The 17,795-nt window shown below is 53.0% G+C and carries 16 protein-coding genes; all 16 read right to left on the bottom strand.

Annotated elements, in window-relative coordinates; all coding sequences use genetic code 11:
- Window positions 1-41: 41 nt before the first annotated feature.
- Window positions 42-1,277 (bottom strand): argininosuccinate synthase, encoded by a 1,236-nt coding sequence (locus KP014_RS00770; RefSeq protein ID WP_036604492.1) that lies wholly within the window; start codon window positions 1,275-1,277, stop codon window positions 42-44.
- Window positions 1,278-1,340: 63 nt separating this feature from the next.
- A complete protein-coding gene (gene argF, locus KP014_RS00775) occupies window positions 1,341-2,303 on the bottom strand; it encodes an ornithine carbamoyltransferase (protein ID WP_036604491.1) in 963 nt (320 codons plus the stop codon).
- Between the two features lie 134 nt (window positions 2,304-2,437).
- Window positions 2,438-3,724, bottom strand: coding sequence for an aspartate aminotransferase family protein (locus KP014_RS00780; RefSeq protein ID WP_036604499.1), 1,287 nt, complete (start codon window positions 3,722-3,724; stop codon window positions 2,438-2,440).
- Between the two features lie 131 nt (window positions 3,725-3,855).
- The gene (argB, locus tag KP014_RS00785) at window positions 3,856-4,686 is read right to left on the bottom strand and encodes an acetylglutamate kinase (RefSeq protein WP_036604490.1); all 831 of its coding nucleotides are present in this window, start codon (window positions 4,684-4,686) and stop codon (window positions 3,856-3,858) included.
- Window positions 4,687-4,768: 82 nt separating this feature from the next.
- Window positions 4,769-5,995, bottom strand: a complete 1,227-nt coding sequence (argJ, locus tag KP014_RS00790) for a bifunctional glutamate N-acetyltransferase/amino-acid acetyltransferase ArgJ (RefSeq protein ID WP_036604489.1) — start codon at window positions 5,993-5,995, stop codon at window positions 4,769-4,771.
- A 21-nt stretch (window positions 5,996-6,016) separates the two neighbouring features.
- Window positions 6,017-7,072, bottom strand: a complete 1,056-nt coding sequence (argC, locus tag KP014_RS00795; protein WP_036604488.1) for an N-acetyl-gamma-glutamyl-phosphate reductase — start codon at window positions 7,070-7,072, stop codon at window positions 6,017-6,019.
- 186 nt (window positions 7,073-7,258) lie between these two features.
- Window positions 7,259-8,143, bottom strand: coding sequence for a YitT family protein (locus tag KP014_RS00800; protein WP_036604487.1), 885 nt, complete (start codon window positions 8,141-8,143; stop codon window positions 7,259-7,261).
- 3 nt (window positions 8,144-8,146) lie between these two features.
- A protein-coding gene (prfB, locus tag KP014_RS00805; protein ID WP_139210550.1) for a peptide chain release factor 2 occupies window positions 8,147-9,260 on the bottom strand; the annotation gives its coding sequence in 2 pieces (ribosomal slippage) (window positions 8,147-9,187 and window positions 9,189-9,260; 1,113 coding nt in all).
- 141 nt (window positions 9,261-9,401) lie between these two features.
- Window positions 9,402-11,909, bottom strand: coding sequence for a preprotein translocase subunit SecA (secA, locus tag KP014_RS00810; RefSeq protein ID WP_036604486.1), 2,508 nt, complete (start codon window positions 11,907-11,909; stop codon window positions 9,402-9,404).
- 281 nt (window positions 11,910-12,190) lie between these two features.
- The gene (gene hpf, locus KP014_RS00815) at window positions 12,191-12,742 is read right to left on the bottom strand and encodes a ribosome hibernation-promoting factor, HPF/YfiA family (protein ID WP_036604485.1); all 552 of its coding nucleotides are present in this window, start codon (window positions 12,740-12,742) and stop codon (window positions 12,191-12,193) included.
- A 172-nt stretch (window positions 12,743-12,914) separates the two neighbouring features.
- Window positions 12,915-14,330, bottom strand: coding sequence for an S-layer homology domain-containing protein (locus KP014_RS00820; RefSeq protein ID WP_051500665.1), 1,416 nt, complete (start codon window positions 14,328-14,330; stop codon window positions 12,915-12,917).
- A 245-nt stretch (window positions 14,331-14,575) separates the two neighbouring features.
- Entirely contained in the window at window positions 14,576-14,773 is a 198-nt protein-coding gene (locus tag KP014_RS00825) for a cold shock domain-containing protein (protein ID WP_036604484.1), read from the bottom strand.
- 222 nt (window positions 14,774-14,995) lie between these two features.
- Window positions 14,996-15,331, bottom strand: coding sequence for a flagellar protein FliT (locus KP014_RS00830; RefSeq protein ID WP_036604483.1), 336 nt, complete (start codon window positions 15,329-15,331; stop codon window positions 14,996-14,998).
- Window positions 15,324-15,722, bottom strand: a complete 399-nt coding sequence (gene fliS / locus KP014_RS00835) for a flagellar export chaperone FliS (protein WP_036604482.1) — start codon at window positions 15,720-15,722, stop codon at window positions 15,324-15,326. Before fliS ends, KP014_RS00830 begins: the two co-directional genes overlap by 8 nt.
- 18 nt (window positions 15,723-15,740) lie before the next feature.
- A complete protein-coding gene (gene fliD, locus KP014_RS00840) occupies window positions 15,741-17,309 on the bottom strand; it encodes a flagellar filament capping protein FliD (protein WP_036604481.1) in 1,569 nt (522 codons plus the stop codon).
- Window positions 17,310-17,326: 17 nt separating this feature from the next.
- The gene (locus KP014_RS00845) at window positions 17,327-17,716 is read right to left on the bottom strand and encodes a flagellar protein FlaG (protein ID WP_036604480.1); all 390 of its coding nucleotides are present in this window, start codon (window positions 17,714-17,716) and stop codon (window positions 17,327-17,329) included.
- Window positions 17,717-17,795 lie beyond the last annotated feature (79 nt).

The raw sequence follows: 17,795 nt of genomic DNA on the forward strand, positions 1-17,795 counted from the left end.
CCGCTCCCCAGTCCCGGGTATACCTTATTGCTCAGGTTGCCTTATTTCGCCGATTCGGCCACTCCTGTGGAAACCTTCAGGCGCAGTGCGTTCAGGCGGATGAATCCGGTAGCGTCACCCTGATCGTAGGCCTGCGTCGGATCTGCCTCCATCGTCGCGATATTCGGATTATACAGGCTGACCGGACTCTTAACGCCGGCGGCGATAATGTTGCCTTTATACAGTTTGAGGCGTACGGTTCCGGTTACGTTCTGTTGACTCTCGGTCACAAGCGCCTGAATCGCCTTGCGTTCCGGAGCGAACCAGAAGCCGTTATAAACCAGCGTGCTGTAACGGGTAATCAGGCTATCGCGGACGTTCATCACTTCACGGTCCATCGTGATGGATTCCATTTTGCGGTGGGCGGTGAACAAGATCGTGCCGCCAGGAGTCTCGTATACCCCACGGCTCTTCATGCCGACAAAACGGTTCTCGACCATATCCACGCGGCCGATGCCGTGCTTGCCGCCAAGCTCGTTCAGCTTCTCCATAACCTGCAGAGGTGCAAGCGGTTCGCCGTTAAGGGCAACGCAGTCGCCCTTCAGGAATTCCAGCTCAAGATATTCCGACTCGTTCGGAGCGTCCTCGGGCGCATTCGTTAGCAGGAACATCTCCTTGTTCTCGGGAGCGCTGGCGTCAAACCACGGATCTTCCAGGACTCCGCTCTCATAGCTGATATGCAGCAGATTGCGGTCCATGGAATACGGCTTCGCCGCCGATGCCTGAACCGGAATGCCGTTCGCTTCCGCGTAGGCAATCATTTCCGCGCGTCCAGGGAACTGATTGCGGAACTCTTCGAGCCGCCAAGGCGCGATAACCTTGATGTTCGGAGCAAGGCCAGCCGCGCCAAGCTCGAATCGCACCTGGTCGTTGCCTTTGCCGGTGGCGCCGTGCGCAATAGCCGTGGCACCTTCCGCGATGGCGATGTCGACCATGCGTTTAGCGATCAGCGGGCGGGCGATACTGGTGCCGAGCAGATACTGCCCTTCGTACAGCGCCCCGGCCTGGAACATCGGGTAGATGAAATCCTTGGCGAATTCCTCGCGCAGGTCGTCGATATATACTTTCGACGCGCCGGTGGCGAGCGCTTTTTCCTCCAGACCGTCCAATTCTTCCTTCTGGCCGATATCGGCCGTAAAAGCGATAATTTCCGCGTCGTACGTTTCTTTCAGCCATTTCAGAATGACCGAGGTATCCAGGCCGCCGGAATAGGCGAGCACGATTTTTTCTTTTGCCATTAAAAAATTCTTCCTTTCTGCTTAAGGGATTTCTCGCTGCGCTTGATCGCTAAGCTGGACAGGTCAGCCCATCAGGGCGGCCATCAGCGCCTTTTGCGCATGCAGCCGGTTCTCCGCCTCATCGAAAATGAAGGAGTTCGGTCCGTCGATAATTCCAGCGGTCACTTCCTCGCCCCGGTGGGCAGGCAGACAGTGCAGGAACATATAGTCGCTCTTCGCGCCTTTGACGAGCTCCTCGTTAACCTGGTAATCCTTGAACGCGGCTTCCCGCTTGAGCTGCTCTTCCTCGAAGCCCATGCTTGCCCATACGTCCGTATAGATGACATCGGCATCCTTCACCGCTTCCTCCGGACTGCGCGTGATGACGATCTCGGAGCCGGTCTCTTTGGCGATTTCCCGCGCTTTGGCCACAACCGCAGCATCCGGCTCGTAACCTTCCGGTCCCGCAATGGAGACATGGACGCCAAGCTTAGCCCCGCCAAGCAGCAGGGAATGCGCCATATTGTTGCCGTCGCCGATAAAGGCAAGCTTCAGGCCCTTCAACTGACCCTTCTGCTCATAGACGGTTTGATAGTCGGCCAGCACCTGGCACGGATGCGCCAGATCGCTCAGGCCGTTAATGACGGGCACCGAAGCGTAGCGGGCCAGCTCTTCAACCTTGTCATGTCCGAATGTGCGGATCATGATGCCGTCCAGATAACGCGACATGACCTGCGCCGTATCGCCCACCGTCTCGCCGCGTCCGAGTTGGATGTCGTTTTTGCTCAGGAATAAAGCATGTCCGCCAAGCTGAAACATGCCTACCTCAAAGGATACGCGTGTGCGTGTGGATGATTTTTCAAAAATAAGACCGATCGTCTTGCCCAGCAGCGGCTGATATACTTCGCCGTTCTTCTGCTTGCGCTTCAGCTCGATCGCCAGATCAATCAGATACTGGATTTCTTCCGTACTGTAGTCATCCAGCTCCAGAAAATCCCGGCCTTTGAGCACGATGCCCTGTGAATTGTCCGTGATGCTCTGACTCATGAATCCGTTCCTCCTTGTTATTCATAATATGGCCCTGCCAAATAACCCTGCAAAAAGGGGAGTTAGTTAAAGCCTATCTATACTGCGGGAACTGTACCCGCTAATTTATTGCTTGAATCGTCCGCTTTGCGCTATCACTTAGCCTGATGCTCGATAGCATAAGTATGAATGAGATCCGAAAGGATGTCCACCGCCTGGCGAATCTCTTCCTTTGTTACGTACAGGTTCGGCAGCAGACGGATGACATGGGTTCCCGCCGTGACGAACAGCAGACCCTTGGATTGACCGGCCAGCACGATATCACCAACAGGAGATTGGCACTCGATGCCGATCAGCAGACCTTTGCCGCGGACGTCCACTACGAATGGACAATCGGCCAGCTTCTCTTTCAGAAGCCCGGTCAAATATTCGCCGGACTCGGCCGCGCGCTGCGGAAGATTGTCCTCCAGCATCGTCTCGATGGTAGCCGCCATGACCGCCGTCGCCAGCGGCGTGCCGCCGAACGTCGTGGCATGAGTGCCCGGAGTGAACGCCTCGCGCAGATAGCCCTTCGCAAGCATCACCCCTGCCGGGAAGCCGCTCGCTATGCCCTTGGCAACCGTAAAAATATCCGGCTCAATACCGTAATGCTGATGCGCGAACAGCTTGCCCGTGCGGCCCATTCCGGTCTGCACTTCATCCACGATCAGCAGCAGCCCGTGCTTCTTGCACAGCGCTACGACGCTATTCAAGAACTCCGGCTGCACCTCAAGCACGCCGCCCTCCGCCAGCACCATCTCCAGCATGATGGCTGCCGTATTTTCCCCGATGGCTGCTTCAAGCGCCGGAAGATCATGGAGAGGCACCGTGACAAAGCCCTGCGGCAGCGGCAGAAAGCCGTCTTTTACCTTCTGCTGTCCCGTTGCCGTCAGCGTAGCCAGCGTGCGTCCGTGGAAAGACTGCTCGAATGTAATGACCTCGTAGCGCCCCGTACCTTTCACCTTCTGGTGATAGCGGCGCGCCAGCTTGATCGCGGCTTCGTTCGATTCCGCTCCGCTGTTGCAGAAGAACACCTGATCCGCGCAGCTGTTCGCTGTCAGCAGTTCGGCCACCTTGTCCTGTCCAGGGATGTGGAACAGGTTAGATACATGCCACAGCGTGTCGATCTGGGCTTTCAATCTCTCGCCAACCTTCTCCGGAGCGTGTCCAAGGCTGGTCACCGCCAGACCGCAGGTGAAATCGAGATATTTATTGCCTTTGTCGTCCCATACCCAGCTTCCTTTGCCCTTGACCAGACTGATGTCGTATCTCGCATAGGATGGAAAAACATGTTCCAGCTTGCCGGAAGCCGCCGATTGACCCGCCGTGCTGATTTCCGCTCCCGTGTCCGCGACCTGTACTTCCTTCAAAGAATGACTTTCCGCCTGCGTAAGCTTGCTCATTTTCATTCACTCTCCCCCGCCCACACCGCCTGACGCGGCTTTCGGCATTATTTATTTGCTATAAGTCCAGCAGGCCCCCGGCGTTCCTCATATACCGTCCTTTGCCGTTTGCCTGATCTTCCGCTATTCCCTTACTCTCGCACGATCCGCGTACCGATGGTTTCACCGGACAGCACCCGGCTCAGCACTCCCGGCTCCTTGCCGTCGACAATGACGACCTCGGACACACTGCCCTGGATACAGTCCACCGCGGCTCGGACCTTGGGGATCATCCCCCCGTAAATCTCGCCGCTGTCGATCATCTTGTCAATCTCGGCAACCGTCACCATCGGCAGAACCTTCTTGCTTCCATCTTCCGCAGTCGTCAAAATGCCCGGGACATCGGTCACCACAATCATTTGCGGCGACTTCATGTAGGAAGCGACCGCTCCCGCAGCCGTATCGGCGTTAATATTGTACCGCTGGCCCACATTGTCCACGCCAAGCGGCGCAATAATAGGCATATACCCGAGCGCCAGAATGCCCGCTATAATTTCCGCTTTCACCCCGGTCACATGGCCTACAAGCCCTACCTCGTCACTGTTCACCACGGGAGCGGCCGTAATGAGATTGCCATCTACGCCGGACAAGCCGATCGCTCTGCCGCCGCTCCCCTGAATTCGCCGTACAATCGCCTTATTGATGCTGCCGGACAGCGTCATCTCTACAACGTCGAGCACTTCCTCGGTCGTCACCCGCAGGCCGTTCACAAAGCTGCTCTCAATGCCGAGACGAGCCAGATTGCCCGATATCGCCGGTCCGCCGCCGTGAACGATTATCGGCTGCACACCATCCTCCTGCAGATGCCGGAGTTCGTCAAAAAAAGAATCCGGAAGCGCGGTCAGCGTACTGCCGCCGCACTTCATCACGAACATTCTCTCATTGCCCGCGCTATTCGTTTCATATGCATCGCTTTGCGTCATGAGTTTCGTTATCCTTCCTTGTAAGAGGCTGTATTATGCCGCTACCTGTATATACCTTGCAGCAATTGGCCGAGGCCGTCTCTTAAGTCCGGTATGCGGCGTTAATCCGCACATAATCATACGTCAGATCGCAGCCCCATGCCGTGGCGTTACCCTCGCCGTCAGCCAAATTCACGGTAATAAGTGTAGTATCCCCCTGCAAATAGGCCAAGGCTTCCGCTTCATCAAATGCCACCGGCTTCGACTGGCGAAGCACCTCGATCGTGCCAAGCGATATATCCACCTTGTCGACCGATACCGGAACGCCCGCTCTGCCGACTGCGGCAATAATCCGCCCCCAGTTCGCATCCGCACCGAATATGGCGGATTTCACCAGGCTGGAGCCTACCACAGTCTTCGCAATCGCACGCGCCGCCGCCTCGTCGCCCGCGCCGTTAACCTGCACCTCAACCAAATGGGTTGCGCCCTCGCCGTCTCTGGCAATCGCCATAGCAAGATGGCGGCACACATGCGTAAACGCCGCTTCAAAAGCCTCCCAATCCGGATGCAGCTTATTCAGCTCCTCGTTTCCGGCCAGACCGCTGGCCATCGCAACCAGCATATCGTTCGTACTTGTATCCCCGTCCACGGTAATCATATTGAAGGTCGTATCCGTTGCCTTGCGCAGCAGCGTCTGAAGCTCCTCCTGCCCAATGGCGGCATCCGTCGTCATAAAGCCGAGCATGGTGGCCATATTCGGATGAATCATGCCAGAACCCTTCGCAGCGCCGGCGATTAGGACTTCCGTATCCCCGATCCATATCTTCACGCAGCATTCCTTTTTCACCAAATCGGTGGTCAAAATCGCCTGGCAGAACTCCTCCGCTCCGTCCGCATCACCAGAGAGCTTCTCCGGTAGAGCGGCCAAGCCGCTGCGTACGCGGTCCATCTTCAACAGCTCGCCAATAACTCCCGTCGATGCAACCGCCACATCGTCCTCGCTTACGCCCAAGTGCCGTGCGGCGACCGCCCGCATCTCATAGGCATCGGCCTCGCCCTGTTCTCCAGTACAGGCATTGGCATTGCCGCTGTTGACAACAACAGCCCGAAGAACTCCGCTGCCGAGGCTTTCCCGTGTTACCTTAAGAGGAGCAGCCTGGAACAGGTTCGTCGTATATACCGCCGCAGCCGTCGCCGGCACCTCGCACAGTATGGCGGCGAGATCGTTGCGGTCGGTTTTTTTCAAGCCGCAGTGCAGGCCTCCGGATGTAAATCCTCTCGGTGTCGTTATGCTTCCGCCTTCCACGACGGTGTACAGCTTCTCGCTCATGTTCTTATTTCCCGCTTAGCTTTACGGATACACAGGCGTGTAACCGAGCCCAAGGGTTTCCTCCCATCCCATCATTAAATTGAGATTCTGAATCGCCTGCCCAGCGGCGCCTTTCACAAGATTGTCGATAACCGAAATAATTGTGATTCGGCCAGTACGGGCATCCGCAGCAAATCCGATGTCGCAATAATTCGATCCGCTGACTTCCTTGGTCGCCGGCCAGATTCCCGCATTACGCACCCGGACAAAAGATCTGCCCTCATAATAGCTGCGATACAATTCTATAAAGTCCTGCTCGCTGTAATCCCCGGTCATCCCCGCATAGATCGTGGTCATAATCCCCCGCGTCATCGGAACGAGATGGGTGGTGAATGTTACCGTCACCGCTTCCCCGGCAATCTCCGTAAGAGCCTGCTCGATTTCAGGAATATGCTGATGCTTGTTGATCTTATAAGCTTTGAAATTCTCATTTACTTCCGCATAATGAACGCCCACATTCACTCCGCGTCCAGCACCCGATACGCCCGATTTCGCGTCGACGATGATGCTGTCCGATTTGATCCATCCTGCTTTAACCGCCGGAATCAGACCAAGCAGCGTCGCTGTCGGATAGCAGCCCGGATTGGAGATGAACTCCGCGCCTGCCACACGTTCTCCGAATACCTCACACAGCCCGTAAACCGCCTGCTCCAAATAACTCTCCTGCGGTGCCGGATGTTTATACCAGCGTTCGTATTCGCCGCCGTCTTTCAGCCGGAAATCGCCGGACAGATCAACGACCTTAAGCCCCGCCTCCAGCAGCTGCGGAACCAGCTTGGCGCTGACGCCGGCCGGCGTTGCCGTGAATACGACATCCGCCCTCTCCTTCATCTCCGCCGCATCCACTCCGTCCAGATTCCTGCTGAGCACGCCGGTCAAATGTGGAAATCCTTCTTCAATCGGCGCCCCCGCGCTAGAAGAGGAGATTACTGAAGTAATTTCAACCTTCGGATGACCCTGCAGAAGCCTGATCAGCTCCACGCCTCCATAGCCTGTTGATCCCACGATTGCCGCCCTTAACTTGCCTTCCACCGTCATTCCCGGTTCCTCCTGCCTTTTCTCTCTATTATACCGGATATATCCATTATCCGCCGTCCTAAGAAATATGTATTATTATACAACCGGATTAATATAAATACAACAGATTGTGTAACATTTATATCCTGCAAGAATAGTGGATTCGAAAAAAGAAGCGCCGCTTCTCCTAATAAAGTATAGGAAAAACTACGCTTCTCTCTTGAACCCTTTGCCCAGCACCTCATGGGCGTCGCTGATAATGACGAAGGCGTCAGCATCTACCGAGCGGACAATCGCTTTGAGACGGGTTGTCTCATTCTGCCCAACTGCCACCATCAGCACTGTGCGGTTGTCGCCGGTATATCCGCCTTGAGCCTCCAGCTTCGTCAAGCCACGGTCCAAATCATTCAGAATCGCTTCGGAGATCGCCTCTGTATGATCCGAAATGATGTAGGCCACCTTCGTATAGCTGAAGCCCACTTCCAGCGCGTCGATCACTCTGCCCGTTACGAACAGACCAATCAGCGCGTACATCGCCTGCTCCATCCCCAGTACGAATGCCGCCAGCGTAATAACCGTGCCATCCAGCAGGACGACGGACATGGAGAAGCTAAGACCGGTCACCTTCTGGATAATCTGCGCCAGAATCGTAAGGCCCCCTGTCGAGCCGCGTCCGCGGAACACAAGGCCCAGACCGAGGCCGACACCAATTCCTCCGTAGATAGAGGCCAGCAGTGGATTGGTAGTCGGCACTGGACCGTCTTTGGTCAAATAAATAAATAACGGGAGTACAAAACTGCCTAGCAGCGACCGGAGCCCATAGTTCCGGCCCAGGATGAGCACACCAAGTATGAATAGCGGGATGTTGAGCGCCCACTGGGTAAAAGCCGGCTCCGCTCCGAACCACGACTCCGCCAAGACGGACAAGCCCGATACGCCGCCGGAAGCAATCCGATTAGGCAGCATGAACAAGTTGAAGGCGAGCGCGGTAATGAGCGAGCCGACGGTAATCATTATTGTATCCGCTAGATGACGGAGTGGTCCGTTCAGCGGGATTAGCGGCGGCTTACCCCGTGTCTTTATTTTGGACATTGGTTATTCGGCCTCAGTCTTGATCTGGCTGCGTAGATATCCATCGATAAAGGCATCCAGATCACCGTCCATCACGGAACCGACATTGCCCGTCTCCACAGAGGTTCGGTGGTCCTTGACCATGCTGTACGGATGGAAGACATAGGAACGAATTTGGCTGCCCCAAGCAATATCCGACTGCTCACCGCGGATTTCATCCAGCTCGCGCTGCTGTTCTTCCAGCTTGCGCTCGTACAGCTTGGAACGAAGCATCGTCATCGCGCGCTCCCGGTTCTTGATCTGGGAGCGTTCATTCTGGCAGGTAACGACTATCCCGGTCGGCTGGTGGGTAATCCGGACCGCTGAATCGGTCGTATTAATATGCTGTCCGCCCGCGCCGGTAGCCCGGTACGTATCGATCTTCAGATCCTCGGTGCGGATCTCGATATCGATGTCTTCATTGATTTCCGGAACCACGTCGCAGGATACGAAGGATGTATGCCGGCGGCCGGAAGCGTCGAATGGGGAAATGCGGACCAGACGGTGAACGCCTTTTTCCGCTTTCAAGTAACCGTATGCGTTGTAGCCTTTGATCAGCAGCGTTACGCTTTTGATTCCGGCTTCATCTCCTGGCAGATAGTCCAAAACCTCCACCTTAAAGCCGCGCTTCTCCGCCCACCGGGTATACATTCTGAGCAGCATCTGGCCCCAATCCTGGGATTCTGTTCCGCCTGCGCCCGGATGAAGCTCCAGAATGGCATTCAGTTTATCGTAAGGCTGATTGAGCAGGAGTTGAAGCTCAAATTCCTCCAGCTTGCCCGTCAGCGCCGATACATTCGTTCCGATTTCAGCAGCCAGTTCCTCGTCGCCTTCTTCCTCGGCGAGTTCGGCCATAAGCAGCGCGTCGTCATATTCCTGCTGCAGCTTCTGATACTGGTCCACGCCGGATTTAACAGCGTTCATTTCAGCAATAACGCCCTGCGCCTTCTCATTGTCATCCCAGAAATCCGGAGCGGCCATCTTCTCCTCGAAGTTGGCGATCATCTCCTGCTTGAGGTCTAAGTCAAAGAGACCCCCTAAGGTTAGTTAATTTCTTGCCGATTTCGCGCAAGTCTTGCTTTATACTAGGATCAATCATGGACTCACTGCACCTTTCCGTGAAATATATACTTGAATAGATGTATTCAGGAAGAAACGGCTGAGCCGCTTACGGGAATCTCCCCGGGCCCAGCCGTTCTACGTTTTCATCATGCTGCCGTCTTTACAGGTGAATTAACCCTTAGGCATTTTGTCCGTGGCAGTTCTTGAATTTCTTGCCGCTGCCGCAAGGACAAGGATCATTGCGTCCCACCGTCGCCCCGACCGCTACCGGACGCTTCTCGGCAGGCTCGCCGTTTGTGGAAATCTTATTCTCCTCCACGACCGATTGACGCTCTTGGTTCGTCTCGATGTGGGCCTTCATGATGTAGGTTGCCACTTCTTCCTGAATGGTCGCCGTCATCGCATTGAACATCTCAAAGCCTTCAAACTGGTATTCGCGCAGCGGATCGGTACCGCCGTAAGCGCGCAGATGAATCCCTTGGCGAAGCTGATCCATCGCATCAATGTGGTCCATCCATTTGCTGTCGACGGCGCGAAGCACGATAACCTTCTCGAATTCACGAACCAGTTCGGAGCCGAGGCGTTCTTCGCGGGCTGTGTATTTCTCAAGCACCTTCTCAAAGATGAACTCCACGATCTCCTCAGCTTCCTTGCCCCACAAATCGTCGCGGGTGAGAGAGCCTTCATCCAGAAGCTTGCTGTTCACATAGTCAGCCACTTCCTGAAGCTCCCAGTTCTCGGGAATATCGTCGCTGCAATGCGCCTCTACGACCCGATCGATGACCGGCCGAATCATTTCGATGACAACATCCTTGATATTGTCCGATTCCAGAATTTCGCGGCGCTGTTTGTAGATGATTTCGCGCTGCTGGTTCATAACATCGTCATATTGAAGAACGACTTTACGGATATCGAAGTTGTTGCCTTCGACCCGTTTCTGAGCCGACTCCACCGCACGGGTAATCATCCGGCTCTCAATCGGCTGGTCTTCTTCAAAGCCCAGACGCTCCATCATATTCAGTACGTTGTCCGCGCCAAAACGCTTCATCAGTTCATCGCCCAGCGACAGATAGAACTGCGTCGAACCCGGGTCGCCCTGACGACCCGCCCGGCCGCGAAGCTGGTTGTCGATCCGCCGGGATTCATGGCGCTCGGTACCAATAATATGCAGGCCGCCGACTTCCGCCACACCTTCACCCAGAATAATGTCGGTGCCTCGGCCCGCCATATTGGTCGCAATCGTCACGGTGCCGGGTTGTCCCGCATGCGAGATAATTTCCGCTTCCGCTGCATGATGCTTGGCGTTCAGCACCTGATGCTTGACGCCCTTGCGCTTCAGCATTTCCGAGACGCGCTCGGAATTCTCGATCGATACCGTACCGACCAGCACCGGCTGGTTCTTCTTATGGCGTTCCACAATCTCCTCGACGACGGCGTTAAACTTGCCGTTCTCGCTCTTGTAGACCACATCCGGCATATCTGCGCGCTGATTCGGCTTGTTCGTCGGCACCTGGAGAACTTCCAGGCCGTAAATTTTCTTGAATTCCTCTTCTTCCGTCTTCGCCGTACCGGTCATGCCGGCCAGCTTGCGGTACATGCGGAAGTAGTTCTGGAACGTAATCGTGGCGAGCGTCATGCTCTCGTTCTGTACCTGAATCTCTTCCTTCGCTTCAATCGCCTGATGCAGCCCGTCGCTATAGCGGCGTCCCGCCATCAGCCGTCCCGTAAATTCATCGACGATAACCACCTCATCATCCGTCACCACATAATCGACGTCGCGGCGCATAATGACGTTGGCTTTGAGGGCCTGAACAATATGGTGGTTGAGCGTCACGTGGCTGTGGTCATACAGGTTCTCAATGCCAAAAGCCTTCTCGGCAATCGCCACGCCCTTCTCCGTCAGTGCAACGGATTTCACCTTGATATCCACGGTGTAATGCTCTTCAGCCTGCAGTCTCTTTACAAAACGGTCTGCGGCATAGTACAACTCCGTCGACTTCTCGGCTTGTCCAGAAATGATGAGCGGCGTCCGCGCTTCGTCGATCAGGATGGAATCCACTTCGTCAATGATGCAGAAGTAGAGCGGACGCTGCACCATCTGCTCTTTGTAGAGCACCATGTTATCGCGCAAATAGTCAAAACCGAATTCGTTGTTCGTGCCGTACGTAATATCGCAGGCGTAAGCATTCTGTTTATCGGCATGGTCCATGCCGTTCAGGTTAACCCCGACCGTCATGCCCAGAAAATTATAGATTTGTCCCATTTGGGCGCTGTCGCGCTGGGCCAGATAATCATTGACTGTAACAACATGCACGCCTTGTCCAAGCAGGGCGTTCAAGTACACGGGCAGCGTGCCCACCAGCGTCTTGCCCTCGCCGGTCTTCATTTCGGAGATCCTGCCTTCATGCAGCGCCATTCCCCCGACAAGCTGGACGTCAAAATGCCGCATGCCCAGTGTGCGTCTCGAAGCTTCGCGTACGGTTGCGAACGCCTCAGGCAGGATTTCCTCTAGAGTCTCCCCTTGTTCAATACGGGCGCGAAACTCATCGGTCTTGGCTCTTAAGGCTTCATCGGACAGCGCCTGGAATTGCGGCTCCAGTCCATTAATAAGTTCGACCGTCTTCATCAGACGTTTGACATCGCGTTCATTCGTGTCGCCGAATATCTTTTTAACAAGTCCTAGCATGGTTAACCCCTTTCATGCAACACAGATGGTGGAACCTCAGCCCATCCTCACAATATTGAAAGGGCCGCTTTACCGTATCCGATTCCGCTGCTTCATAAATTGTATCAGTTTGTAAGAGATGCCGCAATACAAGCAAAGGTTGCTAGTTATGCAGACATACATATATACGCACAAGAGCCCCATCCGCTTCACGCGAATAAGGGCTCGGGTAATTTTTTCATCTGAAGTCTGTTTCGGTTTCCAAGAATGTTCTTAATCAATTATACATCTTAATTTACAAATCAACCCTGCTCAATCAATCCGTACTTGCCGTCATTGCGTTTATACACGACGCTAACCTCGGAAGTGTCAATGTTGGAAAATACAAAGAAATTATGACCCACCATATTCATTTGCAGGATTGCTTCCTCCACGTCCATCGGCTTCAATGTGAAGCGTTTGTTGCGCACGACCTCCAATTCTTCATCCTGTTCCTCCAAGGCGACGGAACCCGGCGATCCATTTTCCACGAAAAGCGTCTTCAGGCTTCCTTCCTGACGGAACTTCCGATTGAGCTTGGTCTTATGCTTGCGGATTTGGCGCTCCAGCTTGTCCACTACACCGTCGATAGAAGCATACATATCTTCGCTGCGGACTTCCGCCCGAAGCGTGACACCGGCCAGCGGGATAGTCACTTCCACCGTATGAAGACCCCGTAACACGCTGAGCGTCACGTATCCTTCCTGGGTAGGGGGCGCATCGAAATACTTCTCAAGTCTGCTGAGCTTCTTATCAACATACTCTCTCAAAGCGTCGGTCACTTCAATTTGTTGACCTCGAATGCTGAATTGCATGGGCACTCCTCCTTTGCACCTTCATTATACCAAAACGTAAGCTCCATGTAAAAAGTTTAAAATTGTGTAAATACGCTTTCAAGTGCAAAAAAAGGACCTGAAGCGACAAGGCTTTCAGGTCCGCGGGTAATTCCTCTGTTATCAGTTGTTGAGCGTTCTATTCCGCTGTTTTTTACTTAGTCTGTACGGTGACGACTTCCACCGACGAATAACCTCCGCTGCCGTTGCCCGCTACAAGATAAACCTTGTATTCCTTACCGCTGGCAAGACCGGTAATTGTAATTGGAGTTCGGGTCCCGGCCGCAACAGTCGGAAGCGTTCCTCTCCAGCCGCTGCCCACTGCCGTACCCGCAGCGTTTTGCCCGTTCCATACCTGTACGGCGTTAGGAGCTGCGGCTCCCGTGGCAATCGACGGGTCGGACGGAATCACGACATAACGGATTTGGCCTGCGGGGTTACCAACCGCTCCATAGGTCACGTATACCACCGATGTAACGGTAGTCGACGCTCCCGGGGCAGCGTATGTGATTCCAGTTACGGTGCTGGCCGCCGTTTTGAAGTCCAATCTTGCTGCACTCAACGACTTATTGCCGTATTGATCAACAAGAATTATAAATGCGGAATAATTCGTATCGGCTGTCAGTCCATAGACAGAGAAGGATACCGTGCTGCCGGCTGTCGCGGCTTTGAATCCTTTATTGGCGACTGCAACGCCGCTTCCCGCCGAACCAAGGTACACGTCGTTAACAGTTGGCAGTGCCGCCGTACCGGGTGCGACCACATAGTATACCGAACCGGTGACGTTGGATGTCAAGTAGACATCAGCAGTTACCGCGCCTACATGGCTGTAGGTTGCTCCGCTAACCGTCGGATACACGACTGTGTCTCCGCCGCCACCGCCGCCAGTACCGGCAGAAGGTGTCGGAGCAGGCGTTGCCGACGGAGTCGGTGTAGGAGTTGGTGTCGCGCTTGCTCCGCCTGAATAGTGGGCAGCCGAATTCCCGACGATGTTTACCGCCTCCGCGCGAGTAAGCGATTTCTTCGGGGCGAACGTGCCATTCGGATAGCCGTTAATAATCTTCAGATTGGCCGTCGCTGCAACCGCTCCACGGGCCCAGATCGAGATTTGCGCAGCATCCTTGAACGTCGTCGACGTCGTATCGTTGCTCAGACGCAGCACATTTGCGGCAATAACCGCCGCCTCCTGGCGTGTAATCGGATTGCCCGGACGGAAGGTGTTATTCTCATAGCCACGGATATAGCCGGCTTTAACCGCTTTCGCTACCTCGCTGTAAGCCCAGCTCGAGGTCTTGACATCGGTAAAAGTAACCGTTGCAGTATCTTTAAAGCTGAACAGACGATTGATCAGGGCCACATATTCCGCTCGTGTAATCGCTTTGTTCGGTTTAAAGGTGCCGTCCGGGTAGCCCGTCAAATATCCTTTGTCCAACCAGTCCTGCACTTTGCTTTGCGCCCAGTGCCCTTGAATGTCCTTAGGCGTGGGGGCGGCGGATGCGGCGCTAAGCGAGCCGAACACCATCCCGATTCCAAGCATGCCGGTCAGAAGACCGCGCCAAAACTTTTTCATTCTGTCGTTCACTCTCCTATCTTTGTAGTGGGAATAGTCACAAGCAAGACAGAAAGAAGCTCAACAATTACCCAATCACCCATATTCTAGAAATACTTAACAAATTCCTGCTTGTTTTTTTACAAATGATGTATTCTTCTCAAAAAAGCAACAAAAAAAGACCCCGGAACTTCCAGGGTCTTACGCTAGCGTCGTCTCAATTTGCTAACCATCTACCGTATATGTAGGTCGGCTGTGCCGGATGATTATAATTTGATTACGTTAGCTGCTTGTGGTCCGCGTGCGCCTTCCACGATGTCAAACTCAACCGATTGTCCTTCTTCCAGCGTTTTGAATCCATCAGTTTGGATCGCGGAGAAGTGAACGAATACGTCGCCGCCTTCTGCAGTCTCGATGAAACCGTAACCTTTTTCTGCGTTAAACCATTTTACTTTACCTTCCATTGCTTGAACATTCCCTTCATCATCAAATGAACGTGAGTCTTGCTCACAATTCTGACTATACCACCGCTGCTTCTCCATTGTCAATTGGAATAGAAAGTGATTACTTTCAATTAATTCCCATGTCAATGTTTATACAATTAAGAATGCTGCGATAATCAATCAAAAGAGGAACAGATGAGTAGTATTACCCCACTGTCCCCCAGATTGAAACATCATAAGAATTTATTTTTTTCGATCCATTAGAATGCTGTCCGGGGTGTACCCGGCCTCGTAAGCGCTGCGTTGGGCCTTGGCCTGATTGCGCTTCTGGAGCCAATCCTGAGCCTCCAGACGCAGTGTATTCATCCGGGCGAGAATCTCGGAATCATGTTCCATAATTCGACGGATTTCCTGCTTTTGCTCTGATGTTGGTTGGCAGGATACGGCTTCATCACCAATGGCATCAACAATTCTCTGGCGTTCCTCCACAAAGGACTCCAATTCCTCGTAAGAGGTCTCGTGAAGAATGGAGATGATACCCTTAGTAAGTTGATCCAACTGCCCAATGAGATTATTCATTTGCGCTTTCTGCCTGTGTTTGGTTGCCGGACAACTTGGATGCCTGCAGCCATGTTTCCCGCAGCTCGGTCAAATAACCGATCGCTTCATTTGCTTTTTCTTCATTTTTTCGGATATTGGCTTCAATAAGAAGATGGTTGGTATATTCATAGAGCGAATACAGATTTTTGGAAATTTCATAGGTAAAGTCCAGTGTGGACATCAGTTCGCTTACAATCGTCTGGGCTTTGCCGAAGTTAAGACTTGTCTTCTCATAGTCTTGTTTTTTCAGAGCATCCAAACCTGTGCGGACGAAACGAATTGCTCCATCGTACAGCATAATGACCAGCTGCGCCGGGTTGGAAGTCTGCACTGAAGATTGCCGGTATTTTTCATAAGGAGATGTTATCAATTGTCTCACCCTTTAATTTTAGGATTGTCCCAGGCTGGATAGCAGGTTCGAAGATTGTGAATTCAATTTGCTCATAGCGGTTTCCATAGCTGTGAATTGTTTATAATAGCGTGTTTCGGCATTATTCAGGTTGGTCTGCATCGTGCTGATCCGAGTATTATACTCTTTAAGCTGCTTGCCCATAATACTTTCTTCTTTATAGCTGCTGGTAAGATCACTGGAGAATTTATTGGTGCCTACTCTGGATACGAGGCTGTCCAAGGTGCTGTTGATTTTGGAAGCCAGCTTATCGAATACCCCATCATTCGGAGCACTGACGGTGCCTTGGAATAATTCCAGCACTCGTTGCGGATTATCGGTTACCGCCTGCTTCAGCTTGTTTTCGTCCAGGTGCAATTTTCCGCCTTCATAATAGGCTCCGGTTGTAATCCCTACCGAGCTAAGATCGCCTATGTGCGTAGTGATAACCTCGCGCATGGAAGAAAGTGCACTTCTGAGAATATCGTCATTTTTCAAAAGACCGCTTTTGGCCTTGGCTGTCCAGTTCGTGATATCGTCATCTTTCATTTCCGCCTTCTGCTCGTCGGTCAGCGGCGCAAAATCACGGTATTTTTCTTCCGAAATCTTGGTGTTCAACACACTAATCAAACTGTTGTAGTCTTCAATAAATCCCTTGATCGTATCGATTGCTTTTTGTGGGTCGGTTGTTAGTGTAATGCTGGCCTTATTGGTATCGGCGGCACCGGGATCTACCGTTGGGTCAGCTACAGTTACCGTCGTTGCCTGCAAAGTCATTTGAACCCCGTTCACGGTAAAGATATTGCTGTCTTTGACCATTTTGGTTCCGTTAATGAACACAATGGCGTCCACGCCCGGCTTAACATCCGTTGCGGGACCGATAGGCGGCGTGTACTGCTGTATACCTTTGAACGCATCCAGAAGAGTATTATCCCCCACGCCCGCTCCGAGTAGAACTTGGCCGGTCGATCCGGATGTCTTGGAAGCCAGAATGAGCTTGCCGGTTATCTCGTCAAAACTTGCCATAACCTTGGCATCCGCGTTTGAGTTAATTGTCGAAATGATGGTGGAGATTCCTGTCGAACCCTTAAATGTAAAACTCTGACCATTGACCTTCAGCTTGTACTCTTGGGCTTTATCCGCATCCGTGATCGCAGAGATCGGTGTCCCGTTGGCTGTCGCATTGGCTTCGGCCAAGGTTGATCCTGTAGTAAGCCCCGTTCCGGCCCCTTTAGTCTCCAGCGTTGCTTTCGTAGCCAGTTGGGTAATACTGACCTTCATATCGATCCCCGTTGCATTCGCGGAGGCTTCCGCCTTAAGTGCAGCAGTATTTCCGCTGACTACCGCTTGCTGCGCATTCATCGCTGCGGAAACGCCATATTTGCTAATCAGCTTGTTCGAACGAAAATCAACCAGTTTGCTGTTAATCTCGCGGTAGCTGTCTCTTGTCCAGTCCAGCAGCGTTTTCTGCTGATTAAGCTTATCCAGCGGCACACGCTTGGCCGTCATCAAACTTTTAACCATACTGTCTATATCCATTCCTGAAAAGCCGTTAATACGTAGAGGCATTTCTGAACCTCCTACCCTTATATTTTCTCATCAATTAAAATGCCGGCGATCTCCATCATTTTAGCTACCAAATCCAACGTCTTCTCGGGCGGGACTTCGCGAATAAGCTCTCCCGTATCCTTATTCAGAACCTTGACCATGATATCATGAGTCTTCTCGTGAACACTGACTTCAAGTATCGTCTCAGGTCCCTGCAAAGATTTAACTGCCCGCTCAATCGTCCGAATGAGTTGTTCTTCGGCGATAGAAACATTAACTCCTTGGCTTTCCTTAAGAGTCAAATCCTTTGCGTCCCTAATCGGAGCACTTTGGTCAACCGGCTGCACCGGCCCTTTGCTTGACTTTACTTCGGGTCTACTTTGCCCACCGGATGGCGAACTAGCGGAAAGAGAAAACTGTACATTCATAAGACCCAGACCTCCAAACAACCTCATTTAATGATATATATATCGGTTATTTGCAGGGATTTTTTAGGATTAGGGCGAT

This window comes from Paenibacillus sophorae, from assembly GCF_018966525.1.
GTDB lineage: Bacteria > Bacillota > Bacilli > Paenibacillales > Paenibacillaceae > Paenibacillus_AQ > Paenibacillus_AQ sophorae.